Annotated in this window: 21 protein-coding genes; 5 read left to right on the top strand and 16 right to left on the bottom strand. The window is 74.1% G+C overall.

Going from position 1 to position 21,906, the window contains the following annotated elements:
• Positions 1-10 precede the first annotated feature (10 nt).
• Positions 11-478 carry a hypothetical protein gene (locus tag IPL61_25355; protein ID MBK9034554.1) on the top strand — a complete coding sequence of 156 codons (468 nt, stop codon included), beginning with the start codon at positions 11-13 and terminating at the stop codon, positions 476-478.
• Here the strand turns inward: IPL61_25355 and IPL61_25350 are convergent.
• The gene (locus tag IPL61_25350; GenBank protein MBK9034553.1) at positions 468-983 is read right to left on the bottom strand and encodes a hypothetical protein; all 516 of its coding nucleotides are present in this window, start codon (positions 981-983) and stop codon (positions 468-470) included. The genes IPL61_25355 and IPL61_25350 overlap by 11 nt on opposite strands.
• Positions 984-1,325: 342 nt before the next feature.
• Here IPL61_25350 and IPL61_25345 point away from each other — a divergent pair, with 342 nt between their 5' ends.
• From IPL61_25345 to IPL61_25335, 3 genes are all read left to right on the top strand, one after another.
• Positions 1,326-2,057, top strand: coding sequence for a transposase (locus IPL61_25345; GenBank protein MBK9034552.1), 732 nt, complete (start codon positions 1,326-1,328; stop codon positions 2,055-2,057).
• 453 nt (positions 2,058-2,510) lie between these two features.
• Positions 2,511-3,149, top strand: coding sequence for a PhoD-like phosphatase N-terminal domain-containing protein (locus tag IPL61_25340; GenBank protein MBK9034551.1), 639 nt, complete (start codon positions 2,511-2,513; stop codon positions 3,147-3,149).
• Complete coding sequence (locus IPL61_25335) at positions 3,131-4,834, top strand: alkaline phosphatase D family protein (GenBank protein ID MBK9034550.1); 1,704 nt, start codon at positions 3,131-3,133, stop codon at positions 4,832-4,834. The genes IPL61_25340 and IPL61_25335 overlap by 19 nt, the downstream gene beginning before the upstream one ends.
• Before the next feature lie 125 nt (positions 4,835-4,959).
• On the opposite strand, the gene IPL61_25330 is transcribed toward IPL61_25335, so the two are convergent.
• The 4 genes from IPL61_25330 to IPL61_25315 all read right to left on the bottom strand — a co-directional run bounded on the left by IPL61_25330 (position 4,960) and on the right by IPL61_25315 (position 9,773).
• Positions 4,960-5,322 carry a DUF2019 domain-containing protein gene (locus IPL61_25330; GenBank protein MBK9034549.1) on the bottom strand — a complete coding sequence of 121 codons (363 nt, stop codon included), beginning with the start codon at positions 5,320-5,322 and terminating at the stop codon, positions 4,960-4,962.
• Positions 5,316-6,428 carry a Hint domain-containing protein gene (locus tag IPL61_25325; GenBank protein MBK9034548.1) on the bottom strand — a complete coding sequence of 371 codons (1,113 nt, stop codon included), beginning with the start codon at positions 6,426-6,428 and terminating at the stop codon, positions 5,316-5,318. The genes IPL61_25330 and IPL61_25325 overlap by 7 nt, the downstream gene beginning before the upstream one ends.
• Positions 6,429-6,715: 287 nt before the next feature.
• Positions 6,716-8,419 carry a CotH kinase family protein gene (locus tag IPL61_25320; GenBank protein MBK9034547.1) on the bottom strand — a complete coding sequence of 568 codons (1,704 nt, stop codon included), beginning with the start codon at positions 8,417-8,419 and terminating at the stop codon, positions 6,716-6,718.
• Positions 8,420-8,702: 283 nt separating this feature from the next.
• Positions 8,703-9,773, bottom strand: coding sequence for an EAL domain-containing protein (locus tag IPL61_25315; GenBank protein ID MBK9034546.1), 1,071 nt, complete (start codon positions 9,771-9,773; stop codon positions 8,703-8,705).
• 98 nt (positions 9,774-9,871) lie between these two features.
• Between IPL61_25315 and IPL61_25310 the strand changes: the two genes are divergently transcribed.
• Positions 9,872-10,330, top strand: a complete 459-nt coding sequence (locus tag IPL61_25310) for a DUF1579 family protein (GenBank protein ID MBK9034545.1) — start codon at positions 9,872-9,874, stop codon at positions 10,328-10,330.
• A 149-nt stretch (positions 10,331-10,479) separates the two neighbouring features.
• Here the strand turns inward: IPL61_25310 and IPL61_25305 are convergent, their stop codons facing one another.
• From IPL61_25305 to frr, 11 genes are all read right to left on the bottom strand, one after another.
• Positions 10,480-11,307 (bottom strand): hypothetical protein, encoded by an 828-nt coding sequence (locus tag IPL61_25305; GenBank protein ID MBK9034544.1) that lies wholly within the window; start codon positions 11,305-11,307, stop codon positions 10,480-10,482.
• A gap of 54 nt (positions 11,308-11,361) precedes the next feature.
• A complete protein-coding gene (locus IPL61_25300; GenBank protein ID MBK9034543.1) occupies positions 11,362-12,363 on the bottom strand; it encodes a DUF72 domain-containing protein in 1,002 nt (333 codons plus the stop codon).
• Positions 12,364-12,374: 11 nt separating this feature from the next.
• Positions 12,375-13,628 carry a hypothetical protein gene (locus IPL61_25295; GenBank protein ID MBK9034542.1) on the bottom strand — a complete coding sequence of 418 codons (1,254 nt, stop codon included), beginning with the start codon at positions 13,626-13,628 and terminating at the stop codon, positions 12,375-12,377.
• Positions 13,629-13,856: 228 nt separating this feature from the next.
• Entirely contained in the window at positions 13,857-14,576 is a 720-nt protein-coding gene (locus IPL61_25290; GenBank protein ID MBK9034541.1) for a hypothetical protein, read from the bottom strand.
• A gap of 4 nt (positions 14,577-14,580) precedes the next feature.
• Positions 14,581-14,925 (bottom strand): hypothetical protein, encoded by a 345-nt coding sequence (locus IPL61_25285; protein ID MBK9034540.1) that lies wholly within the window; start codon positions 14,923-14,925, stop codon positions 14,581-14,583.
• A gap of 225 nt (positions 14,926-15,150) precedes the next feature.
• The gene (locus tag IPL61_25280; protein ID MBK9034539.1) at positions 15,151-17,148 is read right to left on the bottom strand and encodes a DUF362 domain-containing protein; all 1,998 of its coding nucleotides are present in this window, start codon (positions 17,146-17,148) and stop codon (positions 15,151-15,153) included.
• Between the two features lie 152 nt (positions 17,149-17,300).
• Positions 17,301-18,182 (bottom strand): alpha/beta hydrolase, encoded by an 882-nt coding sequence (locus IPL61_25275; GenBank protein ID MBK9034538.1) that lies wholly within the window; start codon positions 18,180-18,182, stop codon positions 17,301-17,303.
• Between the two features lie 31 nt (positions 18,183-18,213).
• The gene (locus tag IPL61_25270) at positions 18,214-19,326 is read right to left on the bottom strand and encodes a Stp1/IreP family PP2C-type Ser/Thr phosphatase (GenBank protein ID MBK9034537.1); all 1,113 of its coding nucleotides are present in this window, start codon (positions 19,324-19,326) and stop codon (positions 18,214-18,216) included.
• Positions 19,327-19,624: 298 nt separating this feature from the next.
• Positions 19,625-20,401, bottom strand: coding sequence for a hypothetical protein (locus tag IPL61_25265; protein ID MBK9034536.1), 777 nt, complete (start codon positions 20,399-20,401; stop codon positions 19,625-19,627).
• 534 nt (positions 20,402-20,935) lie between these two features.
• Positions 20,936-21,334: a hypothetical protein gene (locus tag IPL61_25260; GenBank protein MBK9034535.1), complete on the bottom strand. Its 399-nt coding sequence runs from the start codon at positions 21,332-21,334 to the stop codon at positions 20,936-20,938.
• Positions 21,331-21,888, bottom strand: a complete 558-nt coding sequence (frr, locus tag IPL61_25255; GenBank protein MBK9034534.1) for a ribosome recycling factor — start codon at positions 21,886-21,888, stop codon at positions 21,331-21,333. Before frr ends, IPL61_25260 begins: the two co-directional genes overlap by 4 nt.
• Between the last annotated feature and the right edge of the window lie 18 nt (positions 21,889-21,906).

Below are 21,906 nucleotides of genomic sequence, written 5' to 3'. Positions count from 1 at the left end.
CAATCGCGCGATGCGCCGTACCTTCGCCTTCGCTCTGATCCTGTCCTCCATCGTTGCCTGTGGCAGCGACGACACCACGACGCCGATCGACGCCCCGAGCGGCGGGCCTGACGCGGCCGATGGAGACGCCATGGCCCGCGACGCCTCGGAGGGGTTCGACGGGCCAGGTCCCGACGCCGCCGCCTCATCGGTGGTCGAGGTCCCGTGCGCCGGCGCGACGATCGCCAGCGAGGTGACCGCGCCCGGGCCCGGGTTCAACTTCGTGATCACCCAGGCCACGATCGCGAGCGGCGCGGTCGTGCGGTTCATGATGCCGGGCGTGCACAGCGCCGTCAGCGGCAACACGCCCGGCGTGGCCGACGGGCTGTTCTCGGTGGGATTCAGCGAGACGAAGTGCTTCCAGTTCACCGCCGCCGGCACGTTCGGGTTCTGGTGCAACCCGCACCAGTTCACCGGCTCGATCACCGTCACGCCGTGACCTGACCGCCGGCGCCGCGACTGGCGCGGTCGACGCCGCGCGCTGGTGGCGCGGGGCCCCGGTGAGTCGCCACCGTGCCTCGACCACGTGAGCGTGCTCCGTTGCGATCGGTCAAGGCCAGCCGCGACCGCGCGACCCTCGCGCGTCGGAGGAGCGGGTCACACAGCCGGTGCGCGCAGCGGTCCGCGAGCCAGATGACTGCGTCGGGGCCGATGCCTGCGCTGGTGGTGTAGCCCGGCGATCGCGGGCCAAGGCGTGCAGCGCGATGCGGCGCGGGGGGCAGGGTGAACGCACCGCCGAATGCCGCGAGGCCGCTGACGGTCGGGTTGATTTCGATGCCGCGGTGACACCTGGCGTCGGCGGCGCCAGCCTCGGCGATGGCGGTGCGGTGTTCGGTGCGCCGCTGGGCGTCGTCGGTGCCCATGTGCACGGGCCGGCGCGCCGAGCGGGCCGCGGCGTGGTGTACCGCCCCGAGCACGGGCACCTGCAGGACGGGCGGCCGCATCGACCGGGTCGTGCTGGCGTCGCCACCGTCGACGGGCGGCGACGACGGGAGCGCGCGGACACCCGCCGGTACGGGGGACGACCTGCGCGCGGCGCGCGGTGACGCGTGCCCGGCGCTGCTGGGCGTCGCCGGTGTCCGTGGGCGCCCGCCTGACCGTCACCCAGGTCTCTGTACAGCAGGTCCCTGCGCCCCTCCCCCCCCCGACCTCCGCCCCCTCCGCCCCAGAACTGTCACCACGTCACCGGCCTCTCGAGGTTGGACTGTTACCAACCTCAATAGACCGGACCCTCGACGCGGGCCTTGACGGATTCCGGGCCCGTTGCTATATATGCCATAATCAAAATGAGCGCTCCACGTCGCAACCGAACGCCGAGCCAGCTCACGCTGGATCAGGCGCGTCGCCCGACCGGGCACGGCGGCTGGCGTCCGGGCGCCGGCCGCAAGAAGCGCCCGGGCGCCTGCGCGCACCTGCCGCGCGTGCGGTTCCCGGCGTCGGTGCCGGTGCACGTCACGCTCAAGGTCGTCGACGGCGTGCCGTCGTTCCGGCGCGCCGCGGTCATGCGCGTCGTCCATGCGGCGATCCGCGCCGGCGGTCACCTCGGCGACTTCCGCGTCGTGCACTACAGCGTCCTCGGCGACCACGTGCATCTCATCGTCGAGGCCGCCGGCGCCACGGCGCTCGCGCGCGGCATGCAGGGCCTGACCATCCGCCTGGCCCGGCGCCTCAACGCGCTGCTCGGCCGCCGCGGCCGGCTGTTCGCCCAGCGCTATCATGCCCGCCCGCTGCGCACGCCGCGCGAGGTGCGCAACGCCGTCCGCTACGTCCTGCTCAACGGCCGGCACCACGCCGCCGAGCGTGGACAGGTCCTGTCGCCCGGCTGGATCGACCCGTACTCCAGCGCGCTGTGGTTCGACGGCTGGAAGACCGCGGTCCGCGCCGACGCCCCGTGGCTGCGCTCGCTCGCCCGCGACGGCTGCCCGACCGCCGCGCCGCGGACCTGGCTGCTCTCGGTCGGCTGGCGCCGAGGCGGCGGCCTGATCGACGTCGACGATGTGCCCGGGCCCGCGCCGTGAGCAGGGGCCCTCGGCCCCTGGCCGCGCTCGGTCGGCTGGCGCGCGGCGGCCTCGTCGACGTGGACGACGTCCCGGGCCGCCCGTGAGCCAGCCGCGGGCACCTGGCTGCTCGCGGTGGCTGGCGCCGCGGCGGCCTATCGACGTCGGCGCCGGCGCCGTGGGCGCCATGGTGGCCGGCCTGGCGTGGGTCGGGACTCGGTGGGAGGCCTCGCCCAGGTCAGCTGGTTCTCGGTGCCGGGCCGGCGACCGCGCTCCTCGGTCGCTGCACCGACGTGGCCCCACTCAGGCCACCCGGCGCGAGACGCCAGCACACCCCCGAGCCGCCCGAGCCGCCCGAGACTCCCGTCGCCGGCGCCGCCGCTCGATGGGCGCGACGCCGCGTCCCGTGTGCCGCTCACGTGGGTCGGCTCGTCGGCCTTGTGTAGCGCCCGCGGCTAGGCGATCCTGGCCGCCATGAAGCGTCGCGACTTCCTGCGTCTGTCCGGAACCTTCTTCGCCGTCGCCAGCCTGGGAGGGGTCGCCGCGTGCAGCGATGACAGCAGCGGCAGCCCCGACGCGGGCACCGACGCGCCGCCGACCGGCCTGGTCCTGTTCCCGCAAGGCCTCGGCTCGGGCGACCCGCGCGAGACTTCGGTCGTGCTGTGGACCCGGGCCGTGCCGGCGTCGGGCACCGCCGACGTGCCGCTGCGGGTCGAGGTCGCGTCCGACGCGGCGTTCGCGACGATCGTCGTGATGCAGGACATCACCGCCGGCGCCAGCGCCGACCACACCGTGCGCGTGGTCGTGACCGGCCTCGCCGCCGACACGATCTACTACTACCGGTTCGTCGCCGCCGCCGACTCGATCAGCGGCCGCACCCGCACCGCGCCCGCGGCCGGCGCCGACGTGCCCATCCGCATGGCCTGGGTCAGCTGCCAGGACTACGCCGCCGGCCAGTACCACGCCTACCGCCAGATGGTCACCGAGGACATGGCCCGGCCCGAGGCCGATCAGGTCCGCTTCGTCCTGCACCTCGGCGACTTCATCTACGAGACCCGCGGCGACGGCTTCCAGGGGCGATCGACGAGGAGTTCATGCCGATCATCGTCATGAACCCCGACGGCTCGCCGCGCACGGTCCCGACGTTCCCGTCGGGCGGCGGCACCGCCGGCACGTCGAACTTCGCCAACACGCTCGACGACTACCGCCACCTGTACAAGACCTTCGGTACCGACCCGGACCTCCAGGCCGCGCGCGCCCGCTGGCCGTTCGTCCACACCTGGGACGACCACGAGTTCTCCGACGACTGCTGGCAGTCGATGGCCAACTACACCGACGCCGAGACCCTCGACGAGCCGTCGCAGCGGCGCAAGCTGGCCGCCAACCAGGCCTGGTTCGAGTACGTCCCCAGCCAGCTCACCGGCGCGGTCGGGGTCACCGGCGTCACCCAGGACGCCCACGACTTCGCGGCCGCGACCGTCGCCGACGCGGCGTTCACCGCGGTCAATGCCGACAACTTCGTGCCCGAGCCCAACAACGTCGCCGCGGTCGGCTCGGTGACCATCTACCGCAGCCTGCGGTTCGGCCAGCACTGCGAGCTGATCGTCACCGACCTGCGCTCGTACCGCAGCGACCACGCGGTGCCCGAGGAGACCTTCGGCCTGGCGATCGAGTACCTGAACCCGCGCTACGTGCTGCCGGTGCCCGACGTCGAGACCCTGGATGCCGGCGCCACCGCCAACGGCGGCAACCCGCCGGCGATGGTCGGCATCACGCCGGTGCCTAACCCGCGCCTGACCACGCCGCCCGGCACGATGCTCGGCGCCGAGCAGAAGGCCTGGTGGAAGGCGTCGATGCAGGGCTCGACCGCGACCTGGAAGGTCTGGGGCAACCAGGTCCCGTTCATGCGCTTCTACATCAACAAGGGCCCGGTGATCAGCCTGATCGTCGATCGCCTCATGAGCTGCGACGCCTGGGACGGGTACCCGAGCGAGCGCAAGGAGCTGACGCAGTTCCTGCGCACCAACAACATCAAGAACGTGGTGCTCCTGACCGGCGACATCCACGCGCACTTCGCCGGCACCGTCAGCGACAACTTCGCCTCGACCACGCCCACGCCGGTCGGCGTCGAGTTCATCGCCGCCGGCATCTCGTCGAACTCGGTGTTCTCGTTCTACGAGTCGGCGTCGCGGCCCGCGCCCGGCGACGTGCGCTCGGTCGTCACCTACGACGCGCGGCCCGGGCGGACCGAAGTTCGTCGAGAACATGAACATGCTGCTGGTCCACGGCTCCGCCGCCGCGCGCACGATGGCGCAGACCAACGACCGCGCCATGGCGCTGGCCGCCTCCGATCGCACGATCAACCCGCACCTCAAGTACGCCGACACCAACGCCCAGGGCTACGGCGTCGCGCTCTTCACCGCCGCCCAGGTCGAGTCCACGCTCACCACCATCGGCCGCCCCATCCGCACCGGCGACCCCGTCGTCACCCGCACCGCCCGCTTCGTCGTCCCCAAGGACAACCCCGCCGGCATGACCGGCCCCACCTTCACCGGCACGCCGCCGTTCCCGTTCTGACGGCGGGTCACGTAGCGCGGCCCGTCGAGGCCTGGCCGCCCGGTCGCGCGGTCGGCGCGCGGCTTCACGGCGCGCGACCAGGTGCGTGCGCGCCGCTCGGGAAAGGCGAGACGCCCGACGCGGCGCGTTCGGCAGCGACTCGGGCCCGGGGCCGCAATGCGCCGCTCGGGCACCGCCGCGCCGTCGACATCGATGATTGGCTGACGAGACCACGCCGGTGACGCCGTCGCGCAGGAGCACCTGATGTGCCGGTGGCGCGACCTCGTGGAAGCATCGCAAGCCATCTAGCCTGTATGGCACGGGCTCGAACGTCCAGACTCGTCGAGCGGCTTCGCCCGGCGGCGCGTCACACTGGGTCGAGCTGCCAGACCCCTTCGTCCCATCGCTTGAGAGCCTCCTGCGCTTCGAACGGTATGAGCCCCGCGCCCCGAGCGATCTCCTGCAGGACCTTCCGCGCTTCGTCATGCCGGTAGCGCAGCAAGAACGCCGCGGCGGTCGCGCGGACGTCAGGTCGATGCTCCTTGGACATCAACGGCACGAGTGCCTCACGGCCTTCGTCGCCGATGGCTCGCAGGCGTTCGAAGGCGCGGATGTAGCGCTTGGCGTGCTTGTTGCCCGTCCTCGCGTCCCCCGACCAGATGGCATCGGTCTGAGCCGCGACGTTCTCGCTGAACTCCTTGACCAGCGTTGCCAAGTCGAACTTCACCATATGCCTCGAGCGACGTTCCGAAGTGCGCGCCGACCGAATGCGGCTTGGGCGCTGAAGGACTGGGAACTCAACCACTGCCGTACCGTGAGGCTACTCGATCCCGTAATGTTGACACGAATGCTGCTGTAGAGACCGCTTATCTTGTTGTGAAGCGTTCCCGCGCCGTGCGGAAGTCGGACGACATTGCGGGTGTTGTGGATCACCCGCGCTCCGAACCGCGCCACGTTCCGCGGGGTTTGCTCGACGACGTGGTGCCACGCCTGCCCAGGGCCGGCTTTCCCCAGTGCACGCACCATCTGGCTGTGCGAATTCCAGGCGCAGTTGTGGACCCACGCGCCGACCTGGCCGACGAAGAAGGTGTGGTCGTTGGCGACGGAGAGGTTGTAGACGTACTGCCGGGTGGGGCGCGGGGTGTTGGAGACGACGCGGGCCCAGGTGCCGCCCTCGGTGAAGACGAGGTCGCCGGGGGCGAGGCGGTAGGCCTTGGTCCAGCCGTGGTCGCGCAGCCAGAACGGGTGCTCGCGGGTGACGCCGATCGTCTCGTCGATGCCGTCGCGCTCGAGGCGCAGGTCGGACGCCTCCTTGTCGGCGGTGACGATGACGTGCTCGATCGGCTGGTACGAGACCTCGCCGGTGACCGCGTCGCGCGCGAGCACGCGGTCCCCGGGCACCAGCGCCTCGATCGGCACCAGCCCGTCGGGCGTGTGCACCGGCGTGCCGGCCACGAACGAGTTGCGACAGACCGCGGCGATCTCGGCGCCGCCGCCCAGGACGCGCGCGACCCCAGCTCCGATGATGTAGTCCCGGACGAGCTCGCCGGCGATGCGGCCGCCGAGGTACCAGCCCGAGCACTTGTTGACGACATCGTCGGTCCCCAGCTTGCGCCGCAGCCAGGCGGTGCCACCGAACGTCAGCCGGTCGCCGAAGCCGGCCGAAAGGTCGGCCAGGTTCTGCAACGAGACGCCCCACGTGCCGAACGGATCGACGAGGTTGATCGGATCGGAGTCGACGTAGGCGTAGCGGTTGCCGCCGTCGACGAAGCCCATCGGATCGCGCCACAGCCACCGACCGATGCCCGCGTCGTACTCGCGCGCGCCGAACAGCACCAGCCGGTGTCGTGGTCGTAGAGGCCGCCGGCGTGGAAGCCCTTTGCGCTGTCGGACAGGACGCGGCCGAACTCGTCCAGCTGCTGCGCGGCCGTCCGGCAGAGTGCCAGACCGTCGAGATCGCGTGGGGCTCACCGCCACTCGGACGAGGGACGTTCAGCCGCGGTGCGGTCAGAATCTCGAAAGATTCTGGATGGTTGAGATGGTAGAGCCTGTCCCTTTTTCGGCCGCGGTAGGCCGAAATACAGGCGTGATATCGAGGGGTTGGAGGGTAGGAGCCTGTCCCCCTACAGCTCGATGACCGTGCCGGTGACGGTGCCAGTGATGGGGGCGCCGGGGGTGGTGCCGGCGGCGGAGAAGGTGAGGGTGCCGGGGAGGAGCAGGCCGCCGCCGGTGGTGGTGTCAGTGACGGGGTCGTAGAAGGTCATGATCGAGGCGACGTTGACGAGGTCGATGGGGCGGGTGCCGGGGGTGACGTCGGCGGGGTTGGTGACGATCACGAACACGACGGCGTAGCGGCCGTCGGGGAGCTGCGCGAGCAGCTGCAGCGCGCCCTTGCCCTCGGCGTCGACGCCGGCGCTGGCCGACGCGAGGGGCCGGGTCACGTCGACGCCGGCGATCGTGCCGCTCATCATGCCGCTGCCGACGCCGAACATGCCGAGCGTGCCCCACGTGGTCGAGAATGTGGTCGTGATCGTGCCGAGGTCGATCCGGCACGAGGCCTCGCCGGCGGGGTACGGCCACACCGGGTCGCCGGCGGCGAGCTCGGCGCGGAGCTGGCCCTCGCGCGTCATCACGAACGCGCGCACGCGGTCGAGGCGGGCCGCGAAGTCGCCGGAGTTGGTGGGGTCGGCGAACGGGCGCAAGAGCGTCTGGAGCCGATCGATCTCGGCGACGATCGTCGGCCCGTCCCAGACCGTGTCGAGCACGCCGCGCAGCGCGGCGAGGTAGCGCGCGCGCGTGGCCGGGACCGAGTACAGGCGCCACGGCAGCGAGCCGCACGCGAACACCGAGTACGGACGGGTCGTGCGCTGGCGCCCGCTGAACAGCGCGTCGATGCCCCACGGGATGAACTGGAGCTGGTCCGAGGTGGGGTCGTGATAGAAGTAGTAGTTGTTGCGGTTGTTGGCGTAGCCGTCCCAGTGATCGGTCACGACCTCCATCGCCCAGAAGCGGTTGTAGGCGTCGAGATCGATCACCGCGCCGACCCGGGCCTCGAGCTCGGCGTCGGGGACGGCCAGCGCCGCCACCACCGGATCGAGATCGCTGCAGTCGGGCGCGGTCGAGTTGGTCTTGGGCTGGAAGCCGCCGGTGCCGCCGGGCGTGAAGTCGCCGCCGGCCTCGTAGAGGTTGCCGGTGGCGTCGGCGAACCGGCGCGCCAGGAACTCCTCGCGGATCGTCTCGACGTGCGAGTAGACGCCGAGGTCCTCGCCGTTGACGACGACGTGGGCGAACGCGCAGCGCGACGCGGGCAGCCCGGCGGCGCGGAACAGGCCGTAGCCGAGGCACTGGCTGATCAGCGTGTCGTCCTGGTGGTTGTTGTTGAGCGTGAGCGCCTCGAGCCCTGCGATGCGCTGGCCGGCGACGTACTCGTTGGCCTTCACCCGCATGCCGGGGCGCGTGCTCGAGAGCGAGCCCAGGTTGCCCTTCTTGCGCAGCCCGACGTCGGCGACGGTCAGGCCGTCGATCGTGATCGTCGCCGGGTAGTAGGTGTAGCCCTCGGCGGTGGGCTGGCGCGCGCACGTGGTGTTCGACAGATCGCTCGGCCGCGGCTGGTTGCGCAGCGCGGCCCAGTCGGCCGGGGCCATCGTGATCTGGACCGACATCACGCGGTCGGTCGGGAACAGGGCCGCGCTCGGGTCGACGCCGCCGTCGTCGGGCGCGTCGATCGGCCCGGCGTCGAGCGGGCTGTCGCCGGGGTCGTCACTGCACGCGGCGGCGAGCAGCACGAGGACGAGCGCGAGCCAGCCCAGGGCGTGGGATCGCGCCACGCGCGACGCATCAGCAGCGGCGGTCGAGGGCATCGTTCGGGAGCATTGCACGCCGCGTGCTTGCGCAGGTGCGCGGAATCTCACGGCGCTGGCCGTCGGATCTCGCCACACCCGGCGACCGGCGGCGGAAAGTCCGACGGTGCTCCGCGCGCGCTCGACGCCCGCGCTGACCGGCGCGCGGTCCTTCCGCGCCGCGCGCTCGACGCCCACCCTGGCCGTCGCGGTCCTTGGTCCTGCGCGCGCTCGACGCCCGCCCTGACCGGCGCGCGGTCCTCGGTGATGTCTACCCCGCGGCCGGCCGCGGGCGGCCGTACAGGTAGCCCTGGCCCAGGGCGCAGCCCAGCTCGACGCAGGCCTCGCTCTCGCCCTCGCGCTCGACCCCCTCGGCCAGCACCGCGATGCCCAGGTCGGTCATGACGTGGACCAGCGCGCGCACCAGCTCCTGGCGCTTGCCGCTGCGATCGATGTCGCGCACCAGGCTCATGTCGAGCTTCAGGAAGTCGGGCGGGACCTCGACCAGCTCCATCAGCCGCGACTGGCCGGCGCCGAAGTCGTCGTACGCGAGGTGGAGGCCGAGCTCGCGGAGCTGCGCGCGGATGCGCTTCATCGCGGCGAGGTCGGTGACCGCCGACTCGTGGATCTCGATCACCGCGCGCTGGCCCGGGCCGAGCGCGTCGACGATCGCGCGCAGCTCGGCGTCGAGCTCGTCCGGCTCGGTCATCTCCTGCGGGTGCAGGTTGAAGAAGATCGCCGCCGGCCGCGCCGGCAGCTGCGTCAGGTCGGCCAGGGCCACCGAGCGGAACAGCCGGCTCAGGCGCGCCCCGGCGCCGCGCGTGCTCGCGATCCGGAACAGCTCGCCGATGCCGTAGCGCGCGACGGCGACCTGGGGCCGGCCCAGGGTCTCGTACGCGACCACCGCCCGGTCGGCGAGGCGGACGATCGGCTGGAACACCGCGGTGACCGCGCGCTGGGTCAGCACGCGCTCGAGCGCGGTCGACTCGTGGATCAGGGCCTCCTGGACCGTGCCCGGGCTGGCCAGCGTGCGCTCGTCGCCGAACGCGGCCTCGCCGACGACGAACCGGAACTCTTCGTGGGCGACGTGGACGATGTCGCCGTCGAACAGCGGCGCCAGGTCGATCCGCTCGCCGTTGACGAACGTGCCGTTGCGGCTGCCGAGATCACGGACCGCGTAGCCGCCCTCGTCCTCGAAGATCTCGGCGTGGAAGCTCGAGACCTCGCGCGTCGGCAGCGTGTGGTCCGCGTCCTTGCTCCGGCCGATCCGGAACGGCAGCCGATCGAGCGCGACCCGGACCGCGTGCTCGCCGTGACGCTCGAGGAATGGCTGTCGACTCACGATCTGCCCTGGTGCCGCGAGGGTACCGCAGCCGCGCGCCCGCCGGGTTGACCGCGCGCCCGCGTCGTGGCGCCATGGTCCCGGAGGTGACCATGGCCATGCCGAAGGTTTCGGAGCAGATGCAGCGGTTGACCGAGCTGTTCGTCGGGACGTGGCGGGGCGAGGAGCGGCTGTTCCCGTCGGAGTGGGACCCGGTGGGCGGCCCGGCGACGGGCACCTGGACCGTGCGCCCGGGCGCGGGCGGGTTCTGCCTGCTGGTCGAGTACGACGAGGAGCGCGACGGCCAGGTCAGCTATCGCGGGCACGGCGTGCACGGCCAGGACGCGCGCGACGGGCACTTCTACGCCTACTGGTTCGACAGCATCGGCATGATGCCGAAGGCCGGCACGCGCGCGACGCTCGACGGCGACCGCTACACGTACACCGAGACCGGCCCGACGGGGCAGTCGCGGTTCACCTACGCGTGGCGTGACGGCGTGCTCAGCTTCTCGATCGAGCGCGCGCGCGACGGCGCGACCTGGGCGCCGATGCACGAGGGCACCTATCGCCGCGTGTGATCAGCGGCTCAGACGAACGTCGCGTCGGGCGGCGACGCCGCGTGTGATCAGCGGCTCAGACGAACGTCGCGTCGGGCGGCGACGCCGCGTGTGATCAGCGGCTCAGACGAACGTCGCGTCGGGCGGCGACGCCGCGTGTGATCAGCGGCTCAGACGAACGTCGCGTCGGGCGGCCACGGCGCGTCGGGCGTCGGTGGCAGCGGTGCGACCTTGGCGCCGGGCTTGGGCTCGGCGTCGAGCGCCAGGCGGCGTCCGGGCCAGTCGCGCATGAGCTCCCAGGCCAGGCGCGGCAGGTCGAGGGCGCGCCCGCGGTCGCTGCCGCGGCCGGTGGCCTGCCAGTGGCCGGCGATGCGCTCGAGCCCGACCGGCTCGGCGCTGTCGGGGAAGAACGCGGTGTCGTGGACCACGTCGAACACCGGCTTGCCGCGCTCGGCCACGCGCCAGCGCACGACGCCCGGGCTGAAGTAGCTGGTCGGGATGCGATCCGGCGTGGTCGTCCGGCCGGTGCGCACCTGCGCGTCGACCACGAGCTGCGTGCGCAAGAGCGGCGTCAGCCCGGCGGCGTCGCGGACGATCGGGACCGCGGTGAACGTGAACCGCGCGGGCGGCGGCGCCGGTGGTGCGACGGCGGCGCTCGCGGCCGGGGCGCGGGTGCGGCTCGACGACGGCGCGGTGTTGGCGGCGGGCGCCTTGGCTGCCGGCGCGGCCTTCCTGGCGGTCGGCGCCTTGGCTGCCGGCGCGGCCTGCTTGGCGGTCGGCGCCTTGGCTGCCGGCGCGGCCTTCTTCTTGGCGGTCGGCGCCTTGGCTGCCGGCGCGGCCTGCTTGGCGTCGGGCGCGGCCTGCTTGGCGGCGGGCACAGTCTTCTTGGCGACCGGCTCAGTGGCGACCGGCTTGGGATCCGGCTTGGCCTTGGCCGTGGTCTTCGCGGCCGGCTTGGCCTTCGCGCTCGATGTCTGCTTCGCGACCGGACGGGCCATGGGATCGATCGTCGAGCATCCGTCGGGCCGGGGCAACATCTGCACCGGCGACGGTCAGAACGGGACCGGATCGCCGTCGACCAGCTCGCGCGCCAGCTCGGCGACCGAGCGCGGCGACGAGCCCTCGGCCTTGTTGTTGACGATCACGGTCGCCGGGACGCCGCGCGCGACCGCGCCACGGACCAGGTCGACGATCGCCCGGCGGGTGCGCGGATCGGGATCGACCAGCGCGTGGAACGGGTGGTACGCGGCGACCGCGCTGTCGTAGTCGTGGTGCGCCGCCATCATCCAGCGCACCACCAGCGCGTCGGCCTCGGCCGCGCGCGTGGCCAGGGCCAGGGTCGCGAGCGCCGGCAGGCCCGGCAGCACCGCCAGGCACGGCACCGCGCCGACCGACCGCAGCGCCGCGGCGAAGTCGTCGGTGACGAGCGCCGCGGTGCGGACCTCGACCGCGTAGCGCGGGCCCCGGGGCAGCTCACGCAGGAACCGGTACAGGCGCTCGGCGAAGCGCCGCGCGGCGCTGCGCGGGCCGGGCCCGGCCAGCACCTCGGCCGGCTGCGGCGCGAACTGGAACAGCAGCACCGCGCCGCGCGGGCCGAGCCCGTCGACGAACGGCTCGACGACGGCGTCGCGCGCGTAGCCCGGGTCGAGGTAGTGCGGGCTGGGCTGACCGCGCAGCGCGCCGTAGCGCGGGTGGTTCGGGAACCGCGCCAGCGTCAGCGCCTCGTGGGCCTTCACCAGGAACCGGAAGCTCGACGGGACCGCGCGCGCGTAGCCCGCCATGACCTCGGTCGACACCGGCGCGTACAACGTGCGATCGAGGCCGACCGTGCGCAGGAGCGGGTGCGCCGCGTACGCGGTCAGGCCGTGGCGGGCCAGGGTCGCCTCGCTGGCGCGGTCCTGGTAGACCAGCCCGGCCCAGCCCGGGAACGTCCACGACGACGTGCCCAGGTAGACCTCGGGCGGCAGCGCCGCGCCCAGGCGACGGGTGTCGTCGTCGACGGTGGCGGGCGTGACCGGGGCGCGCGACCCCGCCGGCGGCGGCCCGCCGAACATGTCGAGCTGGGTCACGGCGTCGCGGCGTCGGGGCGACGCTCGACGACGATCAGGTGCTCGCGCTTGCCGCGCTCGCCGAACGCGCGTCGCTCGACCGCCCCCAGCATGGGCCGCTCCTGCGACGCCCACGCCACCTCGACCATCCGGGGATCGAACGAGCCGCGCAGATCCGCGTCGGCGTAGAGCGCCCGCTGGCCGGCAAGCGAGTCGCCGACGACGAACGCCGCCCACGCGCCCGGCACCATCACGTCGGCCAGCGCGCGCATCCAGGTCGCCTGGGCCTCCTTCCACACGCGCGCGGCGTCGACGCTGTTGGCGGCGAACGCGCGGCGCGCGCCCAGCTCGCCCTCGTCGAACGCGCGGTGGCGGATGCCGAGGAAGTCGAAGCGCAGCCGGTGGTGATCGGCGTAGTCGTAGGTGCCGGGGTAGGGCGGCGAGGTCACGACCGCGCCGACCCGCGGCAGGGCCAGGGTCGCGAGCGTGCGCGCGTCGGCCTCGTGCACGATCGTCGGCGGCATCCGCCCGACCGCGAGGTCGTCGAGGCCGGCCACGATCATCGCGACGCGATCGGCGAACCAGCGGGCGGCGGCGCCGCGCGCGACGGTGCGCTCGACCCAGGTGCCGTCGGTGTCGCTCTTGCGCGACGACACCTTGTAGAGCACCGCCGACAGCGCCATCGTCAGCACCTCGGCGACGTCGGGGTCGTCGACGCGCAGCTCCTCGATCGCCGAGGCCAGGCCCTCGAGCTCGCGGCGCACGTGCGGCGGGAACCACTTGGCGATCCGGCGCTGGCGGGCGTTGGGATCGAAGCCCGCGGGCGCGCGCTGCGGCGCCGGCGCGTAGCCCGACCGGCGCGCGTCCCGGCCCGCGGCCAGCACCTCGGCCGAGATCCGCAGGCCGGCGTCGCGGGCGTTGCGGCGGCGCGGCACCGACGGCGTCCAGGTCTTGACCCGGGCCAGGCGCACCGCCAGCGGGTTGAGGTCGATGCCGACCGCCGGCACGTTGACCGCGCGGGCCTCGACCAGGGTCGTGCCCGAGCCGCAGAACGGATCGAGCAGCACGGTTCCGTCGCGCATGCGCTCGGCGACCAGCTCGACCAGCGCGCGGGCCGTGGCCGGGTGCAGGCGCGCCGGGTAGCTGTGGACCGGGTGGGTCAGGCTGTCGGCGACGACGTCGTCGCGGCCGGCCTCGAGCAGCGCCTCGGCCAGCTGCTCGGAGATCGCCCGATCGCCGCCGATGTCGATGCGGCCGGGCGCGCGCGCCATCGACAGCGCGCGGCGTTGCCCGCCGGGGGCGCGCAGATCGGGCCGGGCCGGGCGCTCGCGGCCGCGATCAGTGCCGCGGCCGCGATCGCGCTCACCGGGGCCGGCGCCCGGTCCGCGCGGGCGCGCCGGGCTGGGTCCGGGGCGAGCACCGCGGCGCGGCGGAGGCGTACGTCCTGCCATGGCGCGCACCCTAGCACCCCCGGTCACGCCGTGCGCTACCACCGGCGGTCACGCCGCGCGCGCTCGGGCCTCCAGCCCGTCGAGGAAGGCCGCGCCCGGGGTCACGTCGACGCCGGCGCCGGCCAGCCCCGGCAGGAGCACGGCGCGCATGCCGTCGAGGAACGCGGCCCGGCGGTCGACGATCGGCGACGAGCCGAACCGCGCCATCGTGGCCTCGTCGCCGACCCGGGCGTGCGGGCCGAACTGCTCGACCGCGACCGCGCCGGCCAGCATCGCCGGCAGGTGGACCGCCACGCCCGCGGCCTGGGCGCGGTCGAGCGGGTGGGTGGCCAGGAACTGCCAGCCCAGGCGGCTGTGCTGGACCTCGTCGGCGAGGATCCGCCGGGCCGCGCGCTCGATCGGCGGATCGTCGATGGCGTCGAGGCCGCCGGCGACCAGCGCGGTGTTCGAGGTCTCGGTCACGCAGCAGAACGCGACCACCTCGTAGAGCACGCGCGCGTGGTGCGGCCACGCCGCCGGCGCGACCTCGGTCACCGCGTCGTCGGGCGGCGCCCAGGCCGCGCCGAAGCGCGCGGCGATCGTCGCGCACAGCTCGACGTGGGCGTGCTCCTGCCGGACCGCCGTGCGCGCGATCGCGGTCAGCGCCGGCGCGCAGCCGGCCGTGGTCATGCGGGCCGCGAGCCGCTCGAACCGGTGCGCCGCCGACCACTCGACCGTGGCCCGGGACGCCCACCGCCGGCCCAGCTCGGCGCGGGTGATCGCGTCCACGACCTCAGCCTCCGAACCAGCCGCGGACCCCGCCGGCCGCCGGGTCGGGCGCGGGCGCCGGGCGGGGCGCGGGCGTGGTGGCGTCGGGCGCGGGCGTCGCCGCCGCGGTCGAGGGCGCGGGCCTGACGTCGGGCTGGTCGCGGTTGACGTGGACCGGCGTCGTCGGCGCGGGCGCCGCCGCTGCGGTCGTGGTCGGCGCGGGTTGGGCTGCGGCGCTCGCGGGCTGCGTCGCCGCGCTGGCGTCGGCGGGTGTGGCGGTCGAGCGCTGGGCCGGGTGGTCGCAGGCCGCGGCGGCGAGCGCGCCACCCACCACCAGCACGTTGTAGAGCCTCTTCATCTTCGCGTTCACGGGATCTCCTTGGGTTTCCCCGAGAACGCGGCGTGGCCCCGACCGGCGCACCGAAATCGACCGAGCCCCGTCGCGGGTCAGCGCGGGTCGGCGCGGTCGGCGCGGTCCGCGCGGTCGGCGCGGTCGGTCGCTACTCGTCGGGCACCCGCTCGCCGAAGCCGGTCGGCGCGGGTCGGCGCGGTCGGCGCGGTCGGCGCGGTCGGCGCGGTCGGTCGCGGTCGGTCGCTACTCGTCGAGCACCAGCTCGCCGAACCCGGTCGGCGCGTGGAAGCTGGGCTTGGGCGTGCGGCCCGGGAACGCCATCAGGTAGCGGCGCGGCTTGCCGCCCTCCATGCGGTCGAGGCCGAGCGGCAGCACCGCGCCCGCGACCAGCGCCGCGAGCAGCTCGGGCGCGGCGATCGTGAACTCGATCGTCGCGGTGCGGGCGGCGGCGTCGCGGGTCGTGCCGATCGTCAGCGCGCCCGACCACGCGGTGTCCTCCTTCTTCACGCCCTTGCGGCCGGTGCGGTCGACCGCGATGTCGAACCAGTGCCCGTGGGGCCCGACCTCGATCTCGAAGTACCGCCGCGGCAGCGTGGGATCGGGCGCGATGAACAGCTCGACGCAGTCCTCGCGGTACAGGCCCTCGCGCTCGACGTCGATCGGCCGGGTCGTGTCGGTGGCGAGCCCGGCGCCCTCGACCTGCCACAGGACGTGCAGCCCCTTGCTCGACCACAGCAGGCGCACCGTCGAGCGGTGCGGCGTCGCGGCGCCCATCCAGTCGGTCGCGAACGCGATCGGCGGCGCGCGATCCCAGATCGGCTCGATCGCGCCGTCCATCGTCGGCACGTCGGCGTCGGCGACGTGGGCGGCGTGCACGCGCCGGTCCTCGGCCGCGGCGACGTCGTCGATCACGAAGCCGGCCATCGCGTAGAACCGCGCCGGGCGCCGCGTCGCGAGCAACGCCGCGCCGTCGCCGGTGACCGCCGGGTGGGCGAGGTCGACGCCGAACCGCCGGGCCGCGACCTCGAGCAGCGGCGAGGTGCGGTGGCCGCCCAGCTCCGCGGCGAGGCCGGCGTGATCCCACAGGCCCAGGAACTCGGCGGCGACGCGATCGACCAGGATCGGGTTGGTGCCGCCGATCGCGACCATCTCGGCCGACGGCAACAGCACCTGGAAGCCGTCGCCGCTCATCGCCGGCGCGCCCTCGGCGAGGATCACGTGCGGGGTCTCGACCTCGAACACGTCGACCATGCGCTCGGCGAACTTCTCGAGCGCGGCGACGTAGACCGCGCGGGCCTTGGGATCGCCCTTCTTCACCAGGTCGATCGCGGCGCCGACCTCCTTGTGGGTGCGCCACTTCTGGCGATAGGCCGGCGCGGCGTCGCTGTACATCGCGGCGCCCTGCAGCGACTTGATCGCGACCGAGAACACCGCGAACCGGTGGGTCTTGAGCTTCGGCAGCGACAGGAACAGCCCGTGGTCGAGGTGCTCGGCGACCAGCTTGGGCACGAGCAACGTCGGCACCCGGGTGCGCTCCATGCCGGAGAGGCCCAGCGGCTTGCCCGGCTGGGTGCCCTCGACGTCGAACCGGCCGTCGTCGTCGAGCGCGACCAGCGGCACGCCCTCGTCGGCGCACATCGCCTGGTAGCCCGACACCTTGATCAGGCGGTCCCAGTCGGCCGGCTGCGCGCCGAAACCGTCGGCGACGGTGATCGCGGTGTGGCCGCGGGCCTTGAGGCAGCGGATCACGCCGCGCACGAACTCGGGATCGGTGGTGCGCCCGGCGACGCCGTTGTCGCCGTTGTTGCTCTTGGGGTTCTTGAACCAGTCGAAGCCGCCGATGTTGGGCTTGAGCAAGACCGGCGTCGCCGCCGGCCGCTTGGGCACGACCGCCTCGCACAGCCGCTGGCCCAGCTCGAGGGCGGTGCCGCCGCGCAGGATCGTCACCGGGGACGTGTCCGCGGCCACGCGCGCGCGGTTGGCGGCGCGCAGCGCGGCGCCATCGACGGTGTCGCCGACCACCACCGGCGGCCCGGCCTGCCACGTCGGCGACGCGCCGGTCGTCGTGTCGACCGCCGGCACCGCGGCCTCGCCGGCGTCGGCCGTCGCGGCGGGGGCATCGAGCGTGGCCACCGTCGCCACGGCCGCGTCGTCGCCGTGCGCGCGCGCGGCCGGCTTGCCGCCCTTGCCGCACGCCGCCGCTACCGCCACCAGGATCGCGAACCGCGTGGACGTGCCCATCGCGCGAGCTTCGGCGCCCGGCCGCCGCTTGGCAAGCCGCGGCCGGGCTCGCGGCGCCGCATCGAGGCGCACGTCGACGCGCACCGTCCGGGCGAGGCGCCGCGGCGGCGCGCGGCCGGATCGAGGCGGGCGTCGCCGTCAGCGGTGCCCGGTCACAGCCGGTGGTCGGCGAGGAACGCGTCGATCGTCGCGTGCACGTCGGCCGGCCGCTCGACCTGGACCAGGTGGCTGTGGCCGGGGAACACGACGAGCCGGCTGCCGGGGATCGCGCGCTGCATGCGCTCGGCGGTGGCGACCGGCGTGAGCTGATCGCGATCGCCGGCGATGATCAACGTCGGCACGGTGATCGACGTCAGCACGTCGGCGGCGCTGTGCTCGAAGTAGGCCGCGGTGACCTCGCCGACCACCGCCGGCGCCAGCGCGGCGACGTGGGCGAACAGTCCCTCGAGCACCTCGACCGGGCACTGCGCGCGGTGGGCGCCGCCCGACAGGTAGGCCAGCTCGCGCGCCACCCGGACGCCGGCCCCGCTCCGCAGCGGCGCCAGCAGCCGACCCGCCAGCGCCGGGCGCGCGCCGAGCCACCGCATCGCCTGGGCCGCGGTGCGCCGCAGCCGCGGGGACGCCGACACCCGATCGAGCGGGTGCCCGGGCGTGCCGCAGATGAGCACCAGCGCGCGCACCGCCTCGGGGTGCTGGCGCCACAGCTCGAGCGCGACCTGCACGCCGAAGCTGAGCCCGACCACCACCGCCGGCGGCGCGGCCGCGGCCCGCCACACCGCGGCGCCGTCGTCGGCGAACTGCGCGACGCTGATCGTCGCGGGCGCGCGCGGCGCCGGCAGGCCGCCGTGCCCGCGGTAGTCCCAGGTCACGACCGGCCGGGTCGCGGCGAAGTGCGGCACGAACGCCTGCCAGTGCTGGCTCGACGACACCAGCCCGTGGGCGGTCAGCATCGGCGTCGCGCCCGCGGTCCCGTGGACCGCGAACGACAGCGGCTCGCCGTCCGCGGCGGTGATCGATCGAACGACGGCGGTCACGCCGCACGGTAGCGCGACCGGGGCGGGCGCGTCAGCGCAGGAGCGCGAACGCGACGCCGGCGCCCAGCACCACGAGCGCGATCAGGAGGTAGGGCAGCCAGGACCGTCGTGGCGGCCTGGTCGCTCCGGCGGGTGTGCCGGCGGCGGGCGCGGGCGCCGCCGCTGCGGGCGCCGCTGCTGCGGGCGCCGCTGCTGCGGGCGCTGCTGCCGCGGGCGTTGCTGCCGCGGGCGTTGCTGCCGCGGGCGCTGCTGCCGCGGGCGACGCTGCCGGCGCGTCGGGCCGCGGGCGCGCCGCGGGGCCTCCGGGGTCGTAGGCCTGCAGGATCTCGAAGGTCTGGGTCAGGGTCTCGGTCGTCGTCGGCAGCGGCAGGCCCTCGCCGTCGAGCGCGGCGACGATCGCGGTGATGTTGTCGTCGCCGCCGCGCGAGTTGGCCAGCTCGATGGTCCGCTCGCACGCCGCCGCCAGGTCGCGCTCGCTGATCAGGACCGCGCGCAGCTCGTCGTCGGACACCAGGTTCGACAGCCCGTCGGAGCACAGGAGCAGCCGGTCGCCGCGCCGCAGCTGCAGACGCCCGATCGAGACCTGGACGTCGTCCTTCAGGCCCATGCCCTGGAGGATGAGGTTCTTCTGGTTGGAGAGCTTGGCCTCCTCGAGCGTCAGCGCGCCGGCGTCGACCAGCAGCTGGACGAAGCTCTGGTCCTTCGTGATCTGCCGCAGCCGACCCTGCCGCAAGATGTAGGCCCGCGAGTCCCCGACCCCGGCGACGTAGGCCTCGTGGTGGTGGACCAGCACCGCGGTCAAGGTCGCGCCCATGCCGGCCTTGCGGGTCGCGCGCGCCGCTTCGAAGACGTCGGTGTTGGCGCGCTTCACCGCGTTGTCGATCAGGCGCTGCATGCTCGAGGTGTCCAGGCCCGGGACCTCGAGCGACCGCCGCAGCGAGTCGACGACCATCGCGCTGGCGACCTCGCCGGCGGCGTGGCCGCCCATCCCGTCGGACACCACCAGCAGGATGCCGCGCGCGCGGACGTCGAACGAGCGCGGGGCCGGGCCGCTCTCGAGCCGGGCGCCGTCGTCGAGGTCGGCGACCGAGAACGCGTCCTCGTTCTTCGTGCGCACCCGCCCGACGTCGGAGCGCGCGGACACCGTCAGCTGCACTGCACCCATGGTCGACCTCGCGGGCGACGCGATCGCGTCGTTCGTCCCTGCGGGCATGATGCCCGAACCCCGCGCCGAGCGCGACGCCGCGGGGCCCGCGCCGCTGGTCGAGCGGCGTCAGCGGCGGTCGCCGTCGCCGCTCCGCGTCAGATCGGCGTGCCGCGGCACTGGCTCGCGGCCGGGCGCGTGCACTGCGCGGCGAACGGCGTGCGGGCCCGGCGCGCGTCGAGGAAGTCGATGATCTCCGGCAGCGACCAGGTGGTGGCGCGGCGCGCGGTCGTCGTCGTCAGCGCCGGTCGGCGGTGAAGCCGGTCGTGAACTTCACGCTCGCGCTCGCGACCAGGGCCTCGAGCTGGCCGTCCATGTTGGGATCGCCGGCCCACAGGCAGCCGCCGGCGTAGCCCAGGGTCACCAGGCCGGCGTCCATCGCGACCGCGCTCCAGTCGGCGTCGCCGCGGGTGCCGGTCGTGCGCAGGGACGCGTCGGCCACCGACCAGCCGAGCACCGCGCAGTTGAAGCCGTTGCTGGCGATGCCAGCGCCGAGGTACAGCCGGAAGGTCTCGCCGGCCTCGCCGATCACGCCGAAGGTCTCGCGGCTCTCGGTGACCACCGCGCCGGTGCAGACGTCGTCGCAGTCGGGGTTGTCGGTGCCAGCGCCGCAGGTGCCCGGCGCCGGCCGCTCGAGCGCGCCGGTGCAGCGCTGGGTCGGCAGCGTCACGTACATGCGGTGTTCGAGGCCCGCGTCGCGCTGATCGGCGAGGATCTCGCGCGGCCACGCCTCGCTCGGGCACAGCACCTCGGGGCGGCTGCAGTCGAGGTTGAAGCGGAACGGCTGGCCGTCGTGGGTGATGTCGACGACGCCGCCTTGGGGACCCAGCTCGGCCGTGTAGACCGCGGCGCCGATCTTGATCTCGACCCCGATCGTGTCGTCGTAGGTCACGTCCCACCAGCCGGTCACGTCCGGCGCCGGCGACTTCGAGTTCGCCGCGCAGCCGTCGCCTTTCGCGCCACCGAGGAGGGGGAGGGCCAGGAGGAGGACCGCGGACAGGTGGATGGTGCGCATGCCTGAGCCTATCGCAAGGCTCGATCCAGCCCCGATCGCCCACGCTGGGTCACCCCTCGTCGCCGCCGGTTCACACCGCTGTCGAGTCTTCCGACACGGCCCGCGGTCGTTCCAGATCCCGCGGGCGCCGCGTTGGATCGGGTCGCGCTCAGGGCGCCGATCCCCCTGAAATCGTGGAGGGCATCTCCGCCGCGGGATGACGGATCTGGAGACACCACGCGATGGGTCGACCGCTGCGCGAGGTCCGAGCTCGCGAGACCGGGGACGGCGCGGTCGGTGCCGCCGCCGCCGAGTCGGCCGCCCGCCATCAGCGCCTGAACGAGACGTAGATGTGCGGCCGGGGCGCGGTGACCGACGCGGCCACCGGCCAGCATGCACCACGGTGGGGAGGTCGGCGCGAGGGGCGCTGCGCGCGACGTCGAGCCGGGGTCGGCCGCGGCGGGCTCACGGGCGTCGCGCCCGACTCGAGCCGGGGGCCGCGGCGTGTTCAGGCGTGTCGCGGTCGACTCGAGTCCGGGGACGGCCGCGGGGCGCTCAGGGGGCGTCGTGCGCGCCGGCCTCGAACCACGGGTGGAGGCAGTCCTCGGCGGCGTCGAGCAGCGCCTCGGCCTCGGCCTGGGCCAGCGGGCCGGGCGCGGCGGCGCGCACGACCTCGCGATGATCGAGGCCCCACTGCACGGCCAGGGCCTCGGCGTCCTCGGCGCACGCGCGATCGGCGCACGCGCACGCCCGGTCGCGCTGCTCGGCCAGGGCCGCCAGCAGCGTCACCGTGGCCGGGTCCCGCGCCTCGGCGGCGTCGACCGGCGCGCGCCCCGCGTCCACCGCACTACCACCACCACCACCACCGCCGGGCCGGGGCTGGGCCCCGCCGCACGCCATCGGCGCGGCCACCAGCGCGGCCGCGACCAGCGCGGCGCGCGCGCCGGCGATCACAGCTCGGTGATCTCCTTCTCCTTGGTCTTCTCGAGCTCGTCGACGCTCGCGACGTAGCGATCGGTCAGGTCCTGGACCCGCTTCTCGCCGTTCTTCTTCTCGTCCTCGGTGATCGCCTTGTCCTTCTCGGCGTCCTTGAGCATGTCCATCGCGTCGCGCCGGGCGGCGCGCACGGCCACCTTGGCGTCCTCGGCGGTCTTCTTGATGCCCTTGACCAGATCGCGGCGGCGCTCGGCGGTGAGCGGCGGGATCGGCACGCGCACGAGGTCGTTGTCGGCCACCGGGTTCAGGCCGAGATCGCTGGCGCGGATCGCCTTGTCGATCGCGCCGACCATCGTCTTCTCCCACGGCTTGACCGACAGCATGCGGGCGTCGACCACCGTCACCGTCGAGACCTGGTTCACGGGCGTCGGCGTGCCGTAGTAGTCGACGCGCACACCGTCGAGCATCGCCGGCGACGCGCGGCCGGTGCGGACCTTGGCCAGCTCGCGCTTGAAGGCCTCGACGGCCTTCTTCATGCCCTCTTCTGATTCGGTGGTGATCTCGTTCAGCATGGCTTCCCTCTGGTGCGC

This window comes from Myxococcales bacterium, from assembly GCA_016717005.1.
Taxonomy (GTDB): Bacteria; Myxococcota_A; Polyangia; order Haliangiales; family Haliangiaceae; genus UBA2376.
This window is presented reverse-complemented; position numbering and strand designations above follow the sequence as displayed.